Below are 16,154 nucleotides of genomic sequence, written 5' to 3' on the forward strand. Positions count from 1 at the left end.
CCTATACCGTCGGAACCAACTCGAAGAAACGCTGTAGCGTTTTCGCCTCTCCGCGCACGAGAAGCGGTTCTCCGGGAATGCGGTGCCAGAGGAACAGGAAGAGATCCGAAGCCGTCCCCTCGAGGTCGGTGCCGGCCTGCTCGTCCTCGCCCAGCGGACGGGGACCGTCCGGGTCCAGCGCGAGGGACCAGACGCCTGAGCCGTCGGTCTGGAGGAAGCGGTAGCTCTCGCCCTCCATAGGCGGGGCCGACTTCGCGGCACGGCGATGGGGTACCAGGACCTCGAGGAACTGCCTGACACCGTCGGCCGCCAGTTCTTCATCCACAGGCTGTGGAGAACCGATCGCGCCCTCCAGATCCCACCGGTGCACGGCCGCCTCGACGGTCTGCGCACGCAGCCAGAAGCCGACGGTCTGCGACTCGCCCCAGGTCCAGACGGCCGTCGCGGGATCGGTCGAGCGGAAGGTCTGCGCGAGGTCGGTCGCGCCCTCGGCGAACCAGTCGGCCAGGTCGTCCGCCGTGGCCTCGGCCGGCGCCGTGAACAGCTTCTGCCGGTCCGGCGGCGGGGTCTCCAGCCGCTCCACGATGATGTGGTTCACCATCCGGTGCACGCGGCCCAGGTGCCGCACCAGATCCACGGTGCTCCAGTCCGGACACGACGGTACCGGCGGTGGGACGTCTGGCAGGGCGGCCATCAGGGCGGCGCGATGGAAAGCGGTTGTTTCCCTCTCGAAGTGCGCAATGTGGTCCACTTCTTCACTCTCCCACTGACTGTGCGCCCTGCCTAGGAACACGCTTTAGTGCCACACGCGGTTTTTCCGCTGGGCTCTCCGCTTGAGCGAACCGTTCAGCAGCAACAGCACGAGTCCCAGCACCGCCGCCCCAGCACAAGCGGCGAGGACCTTGTTCCGGCGTGAAGACAGCAGACCGCCCTTCGTCGCGGCTGCCGCCTTGCTGGAGTCCTTCAGGGCCTCGGTGGTCATGGGTCCCGGAGTGGACGCCGCAGGAGCTGACGAGTGGGCCGCGCCGCTGGTCGTGGGGGCCGGCGCAGCGGACGTCGCCGCGGCAGCGGGAAGCGGCGGCGCCAACGGAGCGGCGCCGGGAAGCAGCGGGTTGTCCTTCGCGACCGGGGCGCCAACGCTAAGCGCCGCCAGCGGATTGACGATGCCGTATCCATATGTGTTGTTGCGCTGTAGTCCGGCAGCGCCGCCGGCCTTAGTGGCGGACGCCAAGAGAGCACGGATGGTCTGCCCCGCCGTCCAGTCAGGATGCATCGCACGGACCACCACGACAGAGCCGGTCACATAAGCGGACGCCTCACTGGTGCCCTTCACCGTCTTCGGCACACCGTTGGTGTCCTCTACAGGGATCCCCACTCCGGGAGCCGTAAGGGCGACCTGCGGTCCATAACTCGAACCCGACCACCGGTTACCGCTGTCGTCGATCGCGCCGACCGCCACCACCCCGGGATAGGCCGCCGGGATGATGACATGCTCTGTCCCGTAGTTCCCGGCCGCGGCGACGACCACGATGTCCGCGGCCTCGGCCTGCTTCACCGCGGCCGCCATCCCCGGCGTGTCCGCGGTGCCCAGCGACATGTTGATCACCTTGACGTGCTGGGCGACCGCGTACTTGATGGCGTCCGCGATGTGCACGGGATCCGAGCCGGTGGCCTGCTGCATGCGCACCGGCAGGATCTTCGCCTCGGGAGCCACGCCGTGCAGGCCGTCGCCGTCGCCGGTCCCGGCGATCAGGACGGCCATCGTGGTGCCGTGGCTGTCGGTGTCGGTGTCGACGTGCGCGATGCCCGTGCTGTCCGGGCCGAGCGAGAAGTCCGCGCCGGGGAGCAGGTTGTCGCGGGTGTCCCCGAGCGGCGCGACGCCGGAGTCGACCAGTCCGACCGTCACACCGGCCCCTTTGGTGTGCTGCCACACCTGGTCGGCCTTCAGATACGTCAGGGGCCACTGCGCCGCCGGCTTGGGCACGGCATCATCCGCGCGCACCGTAGGGGGCATGAACGCCAAGGCGGCCATGCCACAGACACCCATGAGCGACCCCAAGCGGTGCGACATGCGCTATAGGATCGCGGGTCGTATCAGATAACGCAAACCTCTGTGAAGATCTTAATAGACCCTTTTCCGACACTAGGCGGAAAACACTTACCGTTTATGATTCGGCGTATGGCCCGTTACGAGTACCGCTGTCGCGCCTGTGGCGACACCTTCGAGCTCTCGCGTCCGATGTCCGAGGCCTCGGCTCCCGCCGTGTGCCCCGCGGGCCACGACGACACCGTCAAGCTCATCTCCGCAGTAGCCGTGAACGTCGGAGGCGGAAACAAGTCCGCCGCAGCATCCGGCAACGCTGGCGGATGCTGCGGCGGCGGCTGCTGCTCTTAAGATCGCCCTAGGAGCGCCCCAGGAGCGGCAGCCAACGGGCTGGCGGTTGAGGGTGGCCGTCAGCCCATGTGCGGGTACCGGTGGTCGACCGGCGGCACGAACGTCTCCTTCACCGTGCGAGGGCTCAGCCAGCGCATCAGGTTCTGCGCGGAGCCGGCCTTGTCGTTGGTTCCGGAGGCCCGACCGCCGCCGAAGGGCTGTTGCCCGACGACCGCTCCGGTCGGCTTGTCGTTGACGTAGAAGTTGCCGGCGGCGAAGCGCAGCTTGCTGTGCGCTTCCTCGACGGCTGCGCGGTCCGTGGCGAACACGGAGCCGGTCAGCGCATAGGGGGTCGAGCTGTCGACCAACTCCAGGACTTCGCTATAGCTCGCGTCGTCATAGACGTGCACCGCGAGGATCGGACCGAAGAACTCGTCGGTGAAGATCTCGTGGTGCGGGTCCTCGCCGACCAGGACCGTCGGCTGCACGAAGAAGCCCTGCGAGTCGTCCGCCGTGGCGCCCGCGAGGATCTCGACCTTGCCCTCGGCACGGACCCGCGCGAACAGGTCGCTGTGCTTGGTGAAGGCCCGCCGGTCGATCACCGCGCCGCCGAAGAAGGAGAAGTCGGTGACGTCGCCGTAGGTGATGGTCCCGGTGACGTCGGCCAGCTGCTCCCGCACGCCGGACTCCCACAGGGAGCGCGGGATGTAGGCGCGCGAGGCCGCGGAGCACTTCTGCCCCTGGTACTCGAACGCGCCCCGGACCAGCGCGGTGACCAGGGCGGCCGCGTCGGCGCTGGGGTGCGCGACCACGAAGTCCTTGCCGCCGGTCTCGCCCACGATCCGCGGGTAGGAACGGTAGACGTCCAGGTTCTCCGCGGTCTGGCGCCACAGGGTCTTGAACGTCTTGGTGGAGCCGGTGAAGTGCAGACCGCCGAACTCGGGGTCGTTCAGCGCGACCTCGCTGACCGCCAGGCCGTCGCCGGTGACCAGGTTGATGACGCCGGCCGGGAGCCCGGCGGCCTCCAGCAGCTCCATCGTGTACTGCGCGGCCAGCTGCTGCGTCGGTGAGGGCTTCCACACCACGGTGTTGCCCATCAGCGCCGGCGCGGTCGGCAGGTTGCCGGCGATGGCGGTGAAGTTGAACGGGGTGATCGCGGTGACGAAGCCGTCCAGCGGGCGGTAGTCGGTGCGGTTCCAGACCCCGGCGGAGTTGGCCGGCGGCTGCTCGGCCAGGATCTGCCGGGCGAAGTGCACGTTGAACCGCCAGAAGTCGATCAGCTCGCAGGCGCTGTCGATCTCCGCCTGCTGCGCCGACTTCGACTGGCCCAGCAGGGTCGCGGCGTTGACGGTGTCGCGCCAGGGGCCGGACAGCAGGTCCGCCGCGCGCAGGATGACCGCCGCGCGCTCGTCGAAGGGCAGCGCGCGCCACGCCGGCGCCGCCGCCTTGGCCGCCGCCACGGCGTCCGCGACGTCGGCCGCGGAGGCGTTGGCGGTGTCGCCGAGCACGTGCTTGTGGTTGTGCGGCTGGACGACCTCGACGCGCTCGCCGGCGCCCATCCGGCGCTTCCCGGCGATCGTCATCGGCAGTTCGTGGCGCTCGGAGGCGATCTCGGCGACCCGGCGCTGCAGCGACTCGCGCTCGGCCGAGCCCGGGGCGTAGCCGCGGATCGGCTCGTTGACCGGGGCGGGGGTGTGGGTGATGGCATCCATAGTGGTGCGGGGGATCCCCTCTTCTAGCGCTTGACGAGCGAGTTCAGGAAGAACATGACGTTGGCCGGGCGCTCGGCCAGGCGGCGCATGAAGTAGCCGTACCAGTCGTCGCCGAAGGGCACGTACACGCGCATTGTGTCGCCGTCGGCAACCAGGCGGTGCTGCTCGGTGGTCCGGATGCCGTGCAGCATCTGGAACTCCTGGGCGTCCTGCGCGCGGCAGGTCTCGGAGATCAGTGCGTGCGCGATGTCGATCATGCGCTGGTCGTGGCTGGCGATCATCGGGTACGCCGAGGAGCGCATCAGGGTCCGCATGGCGCGCACGTATGCCTTGTCGACGTCGTGCTTCTCCTGGTGCGCGACCGAGGCGGGCTCCATGTAGGCGCCCTTCACCAGCCGGACCCGGGAGCCGGCGGTGGCCAGGTCGGTGATGTCGCCCTCGGTGCGGAACAGCGCGGCCTGGATCGCCACGCCCACCCACGGGAAGTCGCCGCGCAGCTCGCGCAGGGCGCCCAGGGTGGCGTCGACGGTGGTGTGGTCCTCCATGTCCAGGGTCATGGTGGTGCCGGCGTCGCGGGCCGCCTCGGCGATCGCGATGGCGTTCTCCAGGGCGATCTTCTCGGCGTCCTTCGGGAGCTTCTGACCGAGCGCGGAGAGCTTGAGCGAGACCTCGGTGCGGTGCGCGATGCCCAGGTCGGCGAAGCGCTTTAGCATCTCCAGGTAGGCGTCGCGGGTGGCGGCGGCGTCGGAGGCGTCCAGGGTGTCCTCGCCGAGCCGGTCCACGGTGACCGCCAGGCCCTCGCCGACCAGATCGCTGATGATCAGGCTGGCCTGGTCCAGGTTGTCGCCCGCGACGAAGCGGTCGACCACGCGGCGGGTCAGGGGGAAGCCGGTGATCGTCCCGCGCATCTTGGCGCTACGGGACGCGGCTAGCAGCGTCTGGCTGAGCATGGCGGGCCTGTCTTTCCTGGTGGCGCACCTGGTGGCGCAGCGGTCGTGGAGCCTGTGGGGGCCACGCTAGATCGGTGTGTCCAGCGGGGATATGGACGACTGCCACGATCATCGCCCGATTTCGCCATACACTTGTCTGATGGCGACCCCGACCACCGATCAGCTGCAGGACCTCGTGGACCTGGTCTCCCAGCTGGCCTCGTCCTCGGCGACGTTGGAGGACCGCGACTTCGACCTGGTGGCCTTCGCCTCGCAGTCCGGCGGTCTGGACGTGATCCGCCAGCGCTCGATCCTCCAGCGGCGCTCCACCCCGGAGGTGCGGGCCTGGTTCGAGGGGTTCGGCATCGCGCGCAGCGACCGGCCGGTGCGGACGCCGGCGGACCCGGAACACGGGATCCTGCCGCGGGTGTGTCTGCCTGCGCGGTGGAACGGGGTGACGTACGGGTACGTCTGGCTGCTCGACGAGGACGGTCACCTGGACGACGCACTGCTCGCCAGCGCTATGCACGAGGCGTCCCGGGCCGGCGCACTACTGGCGCAACAGGCGCGGGTCCGGGAGCGGACGGAGGAGCGCCTCCAGAACTTGCTCTCCCCCGACCGCGCAGTGGCGGAGCAGGCCGCCGAGGAGATCTCCGAGCTGGGACTGGTGGACCGGGACCGGCGGATCACTGTGGTGGTCCTGGAGACGCGGGACCAGGACTGGCAGTCCGTACCGCTCAACCTGTGGCGGCTTCCGCGGTCCGTCCTGGCGGCCCCGGAGACGGATCACATCAGCCTGCTGGTTCCGGAACCACACTCCGTCGCCGATGTGGCCGAGCGTGCGTTGGAGCTCTATAGAGAACGCCTGGACACCGATGCGCGGGGCAACGTACTGGTCGGGATCGGCGCGCCGCGCGAGGACCTGGCCGAGGCCCGGTCCAGCTGGCGCGAGGCGCGGCTCGCGGTGCGGGTGGGACGTGCGGTCCCGGCGTTCCGGCCCACGGCGGTGTGGACGGATCTGGGGATCTACCGGCTCCTGGCGTGCGGTCCGCAGCGGGAACTGCGGGACGCGGTGGTGGATCCCGCAGTGCGGCGGCTCCTGGAGGAGCCGGACCTGCTCGTCACCACGCGGACGTACCTCGACCACGCGGGAAGCGCGCAGCAGACGGCCGCCGCGCTGAGCATCCACCGGCAGACGCTGTACCACCGGCTGGAGAAGATCGAACGGCTCACCGGTCTCGACCTGGCTGACGGTCGAGACCGGTTGCGGCTGCACCTGGGGGTGTCGCTGGCCCCGCTGGTGGGCGGGTGAGGCTCAGCTGCCCGGCTGGCAGGCCGGGCGAGACGTGAGGCTCAGCTGCCCAGCTGGACCGAGGCCTCGTGCCCGAGGAAGCCCAGCAGGTCCTGACGGCTCACCACGCCCTTGGGCTTGCCCTCGACCAGCACCACCGCGGCGTCCGCCGCCTCGAGCGCGGTGACCAGCGCGGACACCGGCTCGCCGGAACCGACCTGGGGCAGCGGCGCGGACATGTGCTCGTCCAGGCGGTCCTCCAGCGCGGCCTTCTCGTAGAACAGCGCGCGCAGCAGGTCCCGCTCGACGATGGAGCCGATCACCTCGGCGGCCATGACCGGCGGCTCCTCCTTGACCACGGGCATCTGGGACACGCCGTACTCGCGCAGCGTCTCGATGGCCTCGCCGACGGTCTCGTGCGGGTGCATGTGGACCAGGTCCGGCAGGCCCTGGCCCTTTCGCGCGAACACCTCGGCCACGGTGGGCTCCTCGGTGCCGGGGTTCAGGAAGCCGTAGTCGGCCATCCAGTCGTCGTTGAAGATCTTCGACAGGTAGCCGCGGCCGGAGTCCGGCAGGATCACCACGACGACGTCGTCCGGGCCCAGGCGCTCGGCGTACTCCAGCGCGGCCACCACGGCCATGCCGCAGGAGCCGCCGACCAGCAGGCCCTCCTCGCGGGCCAGGCGGCGGGTCATCAGGAAGGAGTCCTTGTCGGACACCGCGATGATCTCGTCGGCCACGTCGCGGTCGTAGGCGGTCGGCCAGAAGTCCTCGCCGACGCCCTCCACCAGGTAGGGGCGGCCGCTGCCGCCGGAGTAGACCGAGCCCTCGGGGTCGGCGCCGATGACCTTGACCGCGCCGCCGGAGACGTCCTTGAGGTAGCGGCCGGTCCCGGAGATGGTGCCGCCGGTGCCGACGCCGGCGACGAACGCCGTGATCTTGCCCTCGGTCTGGTCCCAGAGCTCCGGGCCGGTGGAGTGGTAGTGCGAGGCCGGGTTCTCAGGGTTGGAGTACTGGTCGGGCTTCCAGGCGCCGGGGATCTCGCGGACCAGGCGGTCGGAGACGTTGTAGTACGAGTCCGGGTGCTCCGGGGCCACCGCGTAGGGGCACACGACGACTTCGGCGCCGTAGGCCCGCAGCACGTTGATCTTGTCGGTGGAGACCTTGTCCGGGCACACGAAGACGCACTTGTAGCCCTTCTGCTGCGCCACTATGGCCAATCCCACACCGGTGTTGCCGGAGGTGGGCTCCACGATGGTGCCGCCGGGCTTGAGCGCGCCGGAGCGCTCCGCGGCCTCGATCATCCGCAGCGCGATCCGGTCCTTCACCGAGCCGCCCGGGTTGAAGTACTCGACCTTGGCGAGGACGGTGGCCTGGAGTCCCTTGGTGACGTTGTTCAGCTTCACCAGCGGGGTGTTCCCCACCAGATCGACCATGGACTCGGCGTACTTCATCGGCGGTGTCTCCGCTTCCTCGGGGGACGGCTGTCTACGGTGGCTCTCTACGGTGGTTACCAGCCTACGGTGCACCACCGCTCCGCCGTAGCCAACAGTGCCCAAGGTAAGGTCGCTGGAACGGCGGACATACTTCAGTTGAGGCTTGTAGTAGGAGGTGTGTCGACGATGACCGGGCTCACAAGGCTGGGTGTCGCCAAGCGCGTCGCTGCTGCCGCCGCGCTGAGCGGCGGGGGGATCGGGGTCCTCACGGGCGGTGCGATCGGGCTGATCGTCGCCGAGGCGAAACTCGCCCGGCGGGCCATCGGCCCCGCGAAGGGCGATCCCCCGCGCGCGGACGGGGTTTACGGGGCGTGGTACGCGGCGCCCGGGGTCGAGGTGATCCGCATCGCGGTCCTGGGCGACAGTTCCGCGGCCGGCTACGGGGTGACGGAGTCCGCCCGCACCGTCGGTGCGCTGCTGGCCTCCGGCCTGGCCGAGGCCGCCGGCTCGCCGGTGCGGCTGCACAACGTGGCCAAGGTCGGCGGCCAGTCCTCGGACCTGGGCTGGCAGCTGGAGCGGGTGCTGGCCTGCGGCCCGGACGGCAAGGCCCCGCACGTGGCCGTGATCATGATCGGCGCCAACGACGTGACCCACCGCGTCAAGGTCGCCGAGTCGGTCCGCTTCCTGGGCGACGCCGTGCGCCGGCTGCGCGCGACCGGCACCGAGGTCGTCGTCGGCACCTGCCCGGACCTGGGCACCATCCGGCCGGTGGCGCAGCCGCTGCGGCGCCTGGCGCGCAGGTGGTCCCGCCAGCTCGCCGCCGCGCAGACGATCGAGGTGGTCTCCGCCGGCGGCCGCACGGTCTCCCTGGGCTCCCTGCTGGGCCCGGAGTTCGACGCCCGCCCGGAGGACATGTTCGGCCCCGACCGCTTCCACCCCAGCGCCGAGGGCTACGCCACCGCGGCGATGGCCCTGCTCCCCTCGGTCGCGGCCGCGATCGGCCGCTGGCCCGACGCCGAGACCGGCGAGCCGGACGTCCTGGAGCCGGCCCGCGGCGAGGCCCGCATGCCGCTGGCCCGCGCCGCGGTGCTGGCCGCCCGGCACGGCGGCACCGAGGTCGGCCGCGAGGTCGGCAGCGCCGCCCGCGCCGGCTGGGGCATCCTGCGGCACCGGCGGCGGCAGCAGATCGCCGAGCCGGTGGTCGTCAGCGGCGAGGCGGCGGCCGAAGTAGAGGCCGAGGTGGCCGAGGTGGCCGAAGTGACCGAAGTGACCGCGGCGAAGGGCGCGGGCTCTTCCGGGACCGGCGCGAGCGCGACGGAGTCGGCCTCGGCCTGACCGGCCGAGGTTTGAGTGCGCCCCGGCGTCACCCGTGGGCCGTGACGCACACCGCGGGCAGGGAGACGGGCACGCTTCCCGGCGCGGTGGGCGTGTAGCTGATGGGGATGCACACGGTCTGGGTGTTCGACGGCGCGTTGTACCGCTGCTGCGCCGCCACCATCCGGTACGCCCAGAACCCCACCACGATCACCAGCACCACGGCGACCACCCCGGCCCGCCCGGAGACCAGCGTCCGCCAGCCCGGCCACGGCGGCTCGAGCTCTTCGTCGTCCTCGTGATCATGCATTTCCCCACCCATGGCGGCACACCTTACCGTCCGTATAAGGACCTTGACGCAGAAGACCGGCCGGTCTCCCCAGACCGGCCGGCCGCCGTGAGTGCCCAGAGCGGGAGTCGAACCCGCAACGCCATAAAGGCCGCGAGGTTTAAGCTCGCTGTGTCTGCCTGTTCCACCATCTGGGCCCGAAGTGATCACCGCCGATGATCCTTCGGGCTTCAGCGTAGCGAGAACTCCGCGAAAGCGTGATCGAGTTCCAGCGCTGGTCCGCAGAAGGTCCTGTTCGGGCGCAGGTCGCAAGGGGCGCCCCGCTGCACAGGGAGAGGACTTTCACCGGACTTCCGGTTGGTGTTCCCGCGGCGTTCGCGTCAGGCGGACGTCCATCGAGGGGAGCCGCGCCGGGCCTGCGGGCATTCAGGCGACATGCGGTGCGCGGAGGCGTCTGCCGGAGCCCTGTGAACGGGTGCGTGCGCGCAGGTTGAGAGCCCGCGGCTCGCGCCGGGGGCTCTGGGGGCTTTGGGGGCTTTTGAGTTTCCGGGGGGGGTGAGGGGGGCTTATCCGAATGCGCGAGCTGCGCGCTTCAGGTCCATCTCGTGGACGATCGCGTTGGCGTAGCCACGCGGAAGGTCGTGCTCGGCCCGGAGCCAGCTGACGCGCTCTTCGAAGCGCGGGAGCGACGGGCCCTGGTCGACCAGCTGGAACCAGGTGTCCAGACTGCGGCCGGTGGCTGCGGGGATGCGGGCGAGGAGGTTGCGATGGGTCTGTTCGGAGTGGTGGATCGTCATACGGGCGCCTCCGCGAATGGACTGGGCATACGGTCCGTGTGCGCCAGCGTGCCTGAGGGTCGGGCGACTGGCAAGAGGAACGGGACCTGGCGATTCCGGCGCCAGGCAAATCCGGGCGGTCGGTGACGTGCCGCGACGTTCCCGCGGCATTCGCCACCCGTATCCTTCCCGGATGACTTCCAGCACCAAACCGGGGGAACACAGTGCGGACGAAGAAGCTTCGTCGGCAGACCTGCTGGAGCGCGAACTGACCCAGCTCGCCGAGGGCTACCGGCGGCTCCCGCACTCGAAGTTCGGTCAGCGGCTGGAGCCCTACGGCGACCGCGCGCGGGCCGGTCACTGGCTCGCCGCGCAGGTCACGACGGTAGCGCAGGGGATAGAGCGCTGGGACAGCCCGCGGCCGCCGGCCTGGCGGGAGCTGCCGACGCTCGGGGTGTTCGCGCTCGGCGACCAGATCGCGGTGGTCGGGAACGATCTGTTGGCGGCTTACCGGGCCCTGAAGGACCCGCGCGAGACGCTCATCTGGACCCCCGGAGAGGGACGCGTCCCGGCGGAGAAGGCGATGGCGGCCGTGCTGGAAAGCACGACCGCCTTGCGTCGGGCGCTGTAGGGCGCTGTTGGGCGCTGTGGCGCGGCCCGCGGACTGCGCGGGGCCACGCCAGGGACTGCCGACTAGCTCAGGCGCTCCAGGATCAGCGCCATGCCCTGGCCGCCGCCGACGCACATGGTCTCCAGGCCGAACTGCTTGTCGTGCCACTGCAGCGAGTTGATCAGCGTGCTGGTGATCCGCGCGCCGGTCATGCCGAAGGGGTGGCCCACGGCGATCGCGCCGCCGTTCACGTTCAGCTTGTCCAGGTCGATCCCCAGGTCCTGGTAGGACGGGATGACCTGCGCGGCGAACGCCTCGTTGATCTCGACCAGGTCGATGTCGCCGATGGTCATGCCGGCGTTCCTCAGCGCGTTCTGGGTGGCGCCGACCGGGCCGATGCCCATGATCTCCGGGGACATCGCGGTGACGCCGGTGGCCACGATCCGGGCCAGCGGGGTCAGGCCCAGCTCGCGGGCCTTGGTGTCGGACATGATGACCACGGCCGCCGCGCCGTCGTTCAGCGGGCAGCAGTTGCCGGCGGTGACGGTGCCGTCGGGGCGGAAGACCGGCGCGAGCGTGGCGGTCTTCTCGTAGCTGACGCCGGGCCGCGGGCCGTCGTCCTTGCTGACCACGGTGCCGTCCGGCAGCGTGATCGGGGTGATGTCCTTCTCCCAGAAGCCGTCGGCGATCGCCTTCTCGGCCAGGTTCTGCGAGCGGACGCCGAACTCGTCCTGCTCCTTGCGCGAGATCCCCTTGATCTGCGCCAGGTTCTCGGCGGTCTGGCCCATCGCGATGTAGACGTCCGGGAGCGTGTCGTCCTCGCGCGGGTCGTGCCAGGTCTTGCCGCCGGCGGCGAACTCGTTGGTGCGGTTCACCGCGTCGGCGAACAGCGGGTTCTGGGTGTCCGGCAGGCCGTCGGAGGAGCCCTTGGCGTAGCGCGACACGGTCTCGACGCCGGCGGAGATGAAGACGTCGCCCTCGCCGGCCTTGATCGCGTGGAAGGCCATCCGCGTGGTCTGCAGCGAGGAGGCGCAGTAGCGGGTGATGGTCGCGGCCGGGAGGTGGTCGTAGCCCAGCAGCGTGGCGACGACGCGGCCCATGTTGTAGCCGGACTCCCCGCCCGGCAGGCCGCAGCCCAGGTACATGTCGTCGATCTCGCGCGGGTCCAGGCCGGGCACCTTGTCCAGCGCGGCCCGCACCATCTGCGCGGTGAGGTCGTCGGGCCGGATGGAGGTCATCGAACCCTTGAAGGCGCGGCCGATCGGGGAACGCGCGGTGGAGACGATCACTGCCTCGGGCATAAAGGTCACTCCTTGCGAGGGGGGCCGGGGTCGCCTGCCGGCTTCAGGGCCGCGCGGTCGGCGCCGCGATGGTGTCGGTGTCAGCGTAGTTCGCCAAGCTACCGCTTGGTAATGCCGGGTGTGGGAGAACACACCCGGTTTCCCACCCTAGGCCGCCGCCCACCTTTCCACCCGGATTCCACCCCCGGTTGGAAGCACCGGAGGGGCCGGGAGCGAGAAGATCGGGGACATGGCAGTGCTGACAGCGAACATGATGGACCGCAAGGGCTACTTCTGGGGCATCCAGGCCCTGCGCAGCGGAGGTCTGGTGGCCCTGGGCATCACCCTGTTCGGGGTGAGCCCCAAGCCGGGCCTGCACGGCCGCGGGCTGGCCATCACGATCACCCTGGCCGTGGTGGCGGCAGCCTGGATCGGGATGATCGTGTTCGACATCCGCAAGTGGCGGATCCAGTACCCGCTGTTCCTGCTGGCACTCAGCGGCGGCGTGCTGTCGATACTGCAGCAGGGGCCGGCGATCTTCGTCCCGGCGATCGCGGCCTTCTCCGCGGGCTCGAACCTGGAGCCGCAGATCTCGACGGCGGTGGCGGTGACCGGAGCCCTGTCCCTCACCGCGACCGCACTGGTGGTCGGCGCGTCGACGACGGCGGTGCTGGGCTTCGTGGTGATCCTGGCGACGGCCCTTGCCATGGGCATGATCCGCTACGCCATCGCCGAGCGCGCGAACACGGCCGAACAGCTGCTGGAGCAGAGCCTGCGCGCCTCGGCGGCCGAGACCGAGGCCGCGGTGCTCGGCGAGCGCACCCGCATCGCCCGCGAGATCCACGACATCCTGGCGCACTCCCTCGGCGCCCTGGCCATGCAGGTCGAGGCGGCCCAGGCGCTGCTGACGCAGGAGAACCCGGACATCGCCAAGGCCGTCCGCTGCGTCGAGCGCGCGGGCCAGCTGACCCGCGAGGGACTCGTGGAGAGCCGCCGCGCGGTCCAAGCGCTGCGCGAGGACATCGGCCCGCTGTCGGAGATGATCGGCGCGCTGGTCGCGGCCGACGGCGGCACGATGGCCACCGTCGGCGAACCCCGCAAACTCCCGGCCGACGCGGCGCTGGCGCTCTACCGCACGGCACAGGAGGCGGTGACGAACGCCCGCAAGCACGCGCCGGGCAAGGCGACGGACGTCCGGCTGTACTACGAGGCCGACGCAGTACGGCTGACGGTCACCAACCACCTCGCCGAGACCGACGCGGCACGGCCGCTGACGAACTCGGGCGGCGGCTTCGGACTCAGCGGGCTGCGGGAGCGGATGGAACTGGCCGGCGGGACGCTGGAGGCCGGGCGCGAGGGCGACGACTGGGCGGTGCGGGCGGTCGTGCCGGGCTGAGGGTTCGGCTGCGGGCCGAGCTGAACCAGGGCCCGCATCAGGCCGGCGATGAGGAAGATCGAGCGCCGCCGCGGCATCTGCGGGAGAATCCCGGGGTGACCGAGATCCGAGTACTCATCGCCGACGACCAGGCCGCGGTGCGGGAAGGCCTGGCGCTGCTGCTGGAGACCATGTCCGACGTGAACGTGGTCGGCCAGGCCGGCGACGGCCTGGAGGCGGCGGAACTGGCGGCCGAGCTGACGCCCGACGTCGTGCTGATGGATCTCAACATGCCGCGCGCCGACGGGATCGAGGCGACCTCGACCATCCTGGCCGCGAACCCGGACATCCGCGTCGTCGTGCTGACCACCTACGAGGACGACGTCTCGATCGTCGGCGCCCTGCGCGCCGGCGCCCTCGGCTACCTGACCAAGGCCGCGAAGCGCGCCGACATCGAGCGCGCGGTGAAGGCGGCCGCCGCCGGCCAGGCCATCCTGGACCCGGCAGTGCAGCGGCAGCTGCTGGCGGCGGCGACCGGCGGCGCCACCGGCCCCGCGGCGAACAGCGCCGCGAAGGCCCCGAAGGCCCCCAGCGCCGAGCCCGAGCCCGTCGACGACCTGAGCCCCCGCGAGGCCGACGTCCTGCGGCTGATCGCGGCGGGCCACTCGAACCGGGAGATCGCCAAGAAGCTGTTCGTCGGCGAGGCGACGGTGAAATCGCACATCAACCGCATCTTCACCAAGACCGGCTGCCGCGACCGGGCCCAGGCCGTCCAGTACGCCTTCACCCACGGCTACGCCGACCCGAGCACGAAGTGAAGCGAAAGTAACAGCGAGTCCTTATATATAGGTCACGCCTTCAGATAAGCCAGCACCGCCAACACCCGCCGGTTGTCGTCCCCCGACTCCGGCAGCCCCAGCTTCATGAAGATGTTGGAGGTGTGCTTGGCGATCGCGCGCTCGGTGATCACCAGGCGCTCGGCGATCGCCGCGTTCGACCGGCCCTCGGCCATCAGCGAGAGGACCTCGCGCTCCCGGTCGGTCAGCGCCCCCAGGGGCTCCTTGCGGGCGCCGCGTGCCAGCAGCTTGGAGATCACCTCGGGGTCCATCGCGGTCCCGCCGGCCGCGACGCGCTTCACCGCGTCCACGAAGCTGTCCGAGTCGAAGACCCGGTCCTTGAGCAGGTAGCCGATCGCGCCGGCGCCGTCGGCGAGGAGTTCGGCGGCGTAGAGCTGCTCGACGTACTGCGACAGGACCAGAACCGGGAGGCCCGGCACCACCCGCCGGGCCTCCAGCACCGCCCTGAGTCCTTCGTCGGTGAACGTCGGCGGCATGCGCACGTCCACCACGGCCACGTCGGGGCGCTCGGTCACCAGCGCCTCGACGAGCGCGGGGCCGTCGCCGACGGCCGCCGCGATCTCGAATCCGTACGCCTCCAGCAGTCGGATCATGCCGTCCCGGAGGAGGAAGAGGTCTTCGGCGAGGACGACACGCACGGCAGCTCCATGGTCACGACGGTCGGTCCGCCCTGCGGGCTGCTCAGGGCGAGGATCCCGTCGAAGGTAGCAAGCCGGCGCTCGATCCCGCGCAGTCCGCTGCCGCCCTCCAGGTCCGCGCCGCCGATGCCGTCGTCGGTGACCGTGATCCTCAGCAGGCCGCCGGCGACGCTCATGTCGATCCAGACGTGCGCGGCGTGCGCGTGCTTGGCGACGTTGGTCAGGGCCTCGCTGACCGCGAAGTAGGCCGCCGACTCCAGCGGCGCGTCGAGCCGTCCGGGCACCTCGGCGTGGACCTGGACGTCCAGCGGCGAGTCCAGCGCCGTGGCCCGCACCGCGTCGACCAGGCCGCGGTCGGCCAGCACCGGCGGGTGGATGCCGCGGACCAGGTCGCGCAGCTCGGACAGGGCCTTGGCCGAGGAGTCGCGGGCTTCCGTGAGCAGCTTCTGCGCCGCCGCGGGGTCGCGCTCCAGCAGCTGCGAGGCCGCGTTGAGGTGCATGCCCATGGCGACCAGCCGGGCCTGCGCGCCGTCGTGCAGGTCGCGCTCGATCCGGCGCAGCTCGGCGGCCTGGGTGTCGACCGCGTCGGCCCGGGTCTGGGTCAGGTGCTTCATCCGGGCCTCGACCTGCGCCGGCGTCGGGGCCAGCAGGACGCGGGACCAGCGGGCGTGCCACTCCAGCATCTTCGGCGCGATGGCGAAGCCCAGCGCGATCTCCAGGACGCCGAGCGCCGCCGGGGCCCAGCGCATGCCCTCGTTGCCGTGGTGGACGTGGACGAAGCCGAACCAGTCGTTGAAGCCGTGCCCGACGAGGGTGCCCCACAGGGCGCTGATCACGAAGCCGTACAAGCCCTCGGCCACCAGGGCGATCGGCAGCACCGCCAGCAACGCCCCGACCACCGGATCGGTCACCAGCCACGCCGCGTCCCGCCAGAACGCCGGGTCGGTGCCGTGGAACAGGGTCTTCGCCCAGTAGCCCTTGAACCCGGGGCCGAACTCCGGCTCGGCCCGGTACGGCCGCGGGATCTCGATCCCCCGCCAGGCGTGCACCTTGGTGCGGCGCAGGTCGGCGAGCCAGCGCAGGTAGACCGCCGCCGGGGGCAGCAGCAGCAGGCCCAGCCCGATGCCGGCCAGGCCGAGCACCAACGTGAGTGCGAGGTAGCCCAGCAGCATCGGGACCAGCATCACGAAGAACCAGAACCCGCCCTCCAGGACGGCGCTCGTTCGCTTGGCGGTGGTGGTGTTCGTCATGTCCTCAAGTCTCGGCATCAGGC

At 70.8% G+C, this 16,154-nt stretch carries 16 protein-coding genes and 1 tRNA gene; 6 read left to right on the forward strand and 11 right to left on the reverse strand.

What is annotated here, in order from left to right:
- Nucleotide 1: 1 nt before the first annotated feature.
- Complete coding sequence (locus ABIA35_RS13970; RefSeq protein ID WP_370358144.1) at nt 2-694, reverse strand: maleylpyruvate isomerase family mycothiol-dependent enzyme; 693 nt, start codon at nt 692-694, stop codon at nt 2-4.
- A gap of 102 nt (nt 695-796) precedes the next feature.
- Nucleotides 797-2,071 carry a S8 family serine peptidase gene (locus ABIA35_RS13975; protein WP_370358145.1) on the reverse strand — a complete coding sequence of 425 codons (1,275 nt, stop codon included), beginning with the start codon at nt 2,069-2,071 and terminating at the stop codon, nt 797-799.
- Nucleotides 2,072-2,179: 108 nt separating this feature from the next.
- Here ABIA35_RS13975 and ABIA35_RS13980 point away from each other — a divergent pair, with 108 nt between their 5' ends.
- On the forward strand, nt 2,180-2,395 hold the full coding sequence (locus ABIA35_RS13980; RefSeq protein WP_194916207.1) for a zinc ribbon domain-containing protein: 216 nt from the start codon (nt 2,180-2,182) through the stop codon (nt 2,393-2,395).
- 59 nt (nt 2,396-2,454) lie between these two features.
- Here ABIA35_RS13980 and pruA read toward each other — a convergent pair whose 3' ends face one another.
- Both pruA and ABIA35_RS13990 read right to left on the reverse strand, forming a co-directional pair.
- Complete coding sequence (pruA, locus tag ABIA35_RS13985; RefSeq protein WP_370358146.1) at nt 2,455-4,086, reverse strand: L-glutamate gamma-semialdehyde dehydrogenase; 1,632 nt, start codon at nt 4,084-4,086, stop codon at nt 2,455-2,457.
- 23 nt (nt 4,087-4,109) lie between these two features.
- Nucleotides 4,110-5,036 carry a proline dehydrogenase family protein gene (locus ABIA35_RS13990; RefSeq protein WP_370358147.1) on the reverse strand — a complete coding sequence of 309 codons (927 nt, stop codon included), beginning with the start codon at nt 5,034-5,036 and terminating at the stop codon, nt 4,110-4,112.
- 139 nt (nt 5,037-5,175) lie between these two features.
- Here ABIA35_RS13990 and ABIA35_RS13995 point away from each other — a divergent pair, with 139 nt between their 5' ends.
- Complete coding sequence (locus ABIA35_RS13995; protein WP_370358148.1) at nt 5,176-6,327, forward strand: PucR family transcriptional regulator; 1,152 nt, start codon at nt 5,176-5,178, stop codon at nt 6,325-6,327.
- 41 nt (nt 6,328-6,368) lie between these two features.
- Here ABIA35_RS13995 and ABIA35_RS14000 read toward each other — a convergent pair whose 3' ends face one another.
- Complete coding sequence (locus ABIA35_RS14000; RefSeq protein WP_370336705.1) at nt 6,369-7,760, reverse strand: cystathionine beta-synthase; 1,392 nt, start codon at nt 7,758-7,760, stop codon at nt 6,369-6,371.
- A 168-nt stretch (nt 7,761-7,928) separates the two neighbouring features.
- Here ABIA35_RS14000 and ABIA35_RS14005 point away from each other — a divergent pair, with 168 nt between their 5' ends.
- Complete coding sequence (locus ABIA35_RS14005; protein WP_370358149.1) at nt 7,929-9,077, forward strand: SGNH/GDSL hydrolase family protein; 1,149 nt, start codon at nt 7,929-7,931, stop codon at nt 9,075-9,077.
- A gap of 28 nt (nt 9,078-9,105) precedes the next feature.
- On the opposite strand, the gene ABIA35_RS14010 is transcribed toward ABIA35_RS14005, so the two are convergent.
- From ABIA35_RS14010 to ABIA35_RS14020, 3 genes are all read right to left on the reverse strand, one after another.
- Entirely contained in the window at nt 9,106-9,366 is a 261-nt protein-coding gene (locus ABIA35_RS14010; RefSeq protein WP_370358150.1) for a hypothetical protein, read from the reverse strand.
- Nucleotides 9,367-9,458: 92 nt separating this feature from the next.
- Nucleotides 9,459-9,542, reverse strand: a tRNA-Leu gene (locus ABIA35_RS14015).
- Between the two features lie 369 nt (nt 9,543-9,911).
- Entirely contained in the window at nt 9,912-10,142 is a 231-nt protein-coding gene (locus ABIA35_RS14020; protein WP_370336699.1) for a DUF4287 domain-containing protein, read from the reverse strand.
- A gap of 172 nt (nt 10,143-10,314) precedes the next feature.
- Here ABIA35_RS14020 and ABIA35_RS14025 point away from each other — a divergent pair, with 172 nt between their 5' ends.
- Nucleotides 10,315-10,752, forward strand: a complete 438-nt coding sequence (locus ABIA35_RS14025) for a hypothetical protein (RefSeq protein ID WP_370336697.1) — start codon at nt 10,315-10,317, stop codon at nt 10,750-10,752.
- A 62-nt stretch (nt 10,753-10,814) separates the two neighbouring features.
- Here the strand turns inward: ABIA35_RS14025 and ABIA35_RS14030 are convergent, their stop codons facing one another.
- The gene (locus tag ABIA35_RS14030) at nt 10,815-12,032 is read right to left on the reverse strand and encodes an acetyl-CoA C-acetyltransferase (protein ID WP_370358151.1); all 1,218 of its coding nucleotides are present in this window, start codon (nt 12,030-12,032) and stop codon (nt 10,815-10,817) included.
- Nucleotides 12,033-12,261: 229 nt separating this feature from the next.
- On the opposite strand from ABIA35_RS14030, the gene ABIA35_RS14035 reads away from it, so the two are divergent.
- Nucleotides 12,262-13,407, forward strand: coding sequence for a sensor histidine kinase (locus ABIA35_RS14035; protein ID WP_370358152.1), 1,146 nt, complete (start codon nt 12,262-12,264; stop codon nt 13,405-13,407).
- A 95-nt stretch (nt 13,408-13,502) separates the two neighbouring features.
- Entirely contained in the window at nt 13,503-14,204 is a 702-nt protein-coding gene (locus ABIA35_RS14040) for a response regulator (RefSeq protein ID WP_370358153.1), read from the forward strand.
- 32 nt (nt 14,205-14,236) lie between these two features.
- Here ABIA35_RS14040 and ABIA35_RS14045 read toward each other — a convergent pair whose 3' ends face one another.
- Nucleotides 14,237-14,881 (reverse strand): LuxR C-terminal-related transcriptional regulator, encoded by a 645-nt coding sequence (locus ABIA35_RS14045; protein WP_370336689.1) that lies wholly within the window; start codon nt 14,879-14,881, stop codon nt 14,237-14,239.
- A complete protein-coding gene (locus tag ABIA35_RS14050) occupies nt 14,833-16,131 on the reverse strand; it encodes a histidine kinase (protein ID WP_370336687.1) in 1,299 nt (432 codons plus the stop codon). Before ABIA35_RS14050 ends, ABIA35_RS14045 begins: the two co-directional genes overlap by 49 nt.
- Between the last annotated feature and the right edge of the window lie 23 nt (nt 16,132-16,154).

The sequence above is a fragment of the Catenulispora sp. MAP12-49 genome, assembly GCF_041262705.1.
GTDB lineage: Bacteria > Actinomycetota > Actinomycetes > Streptomycetales > Catenulisporaceae > Catenulispora.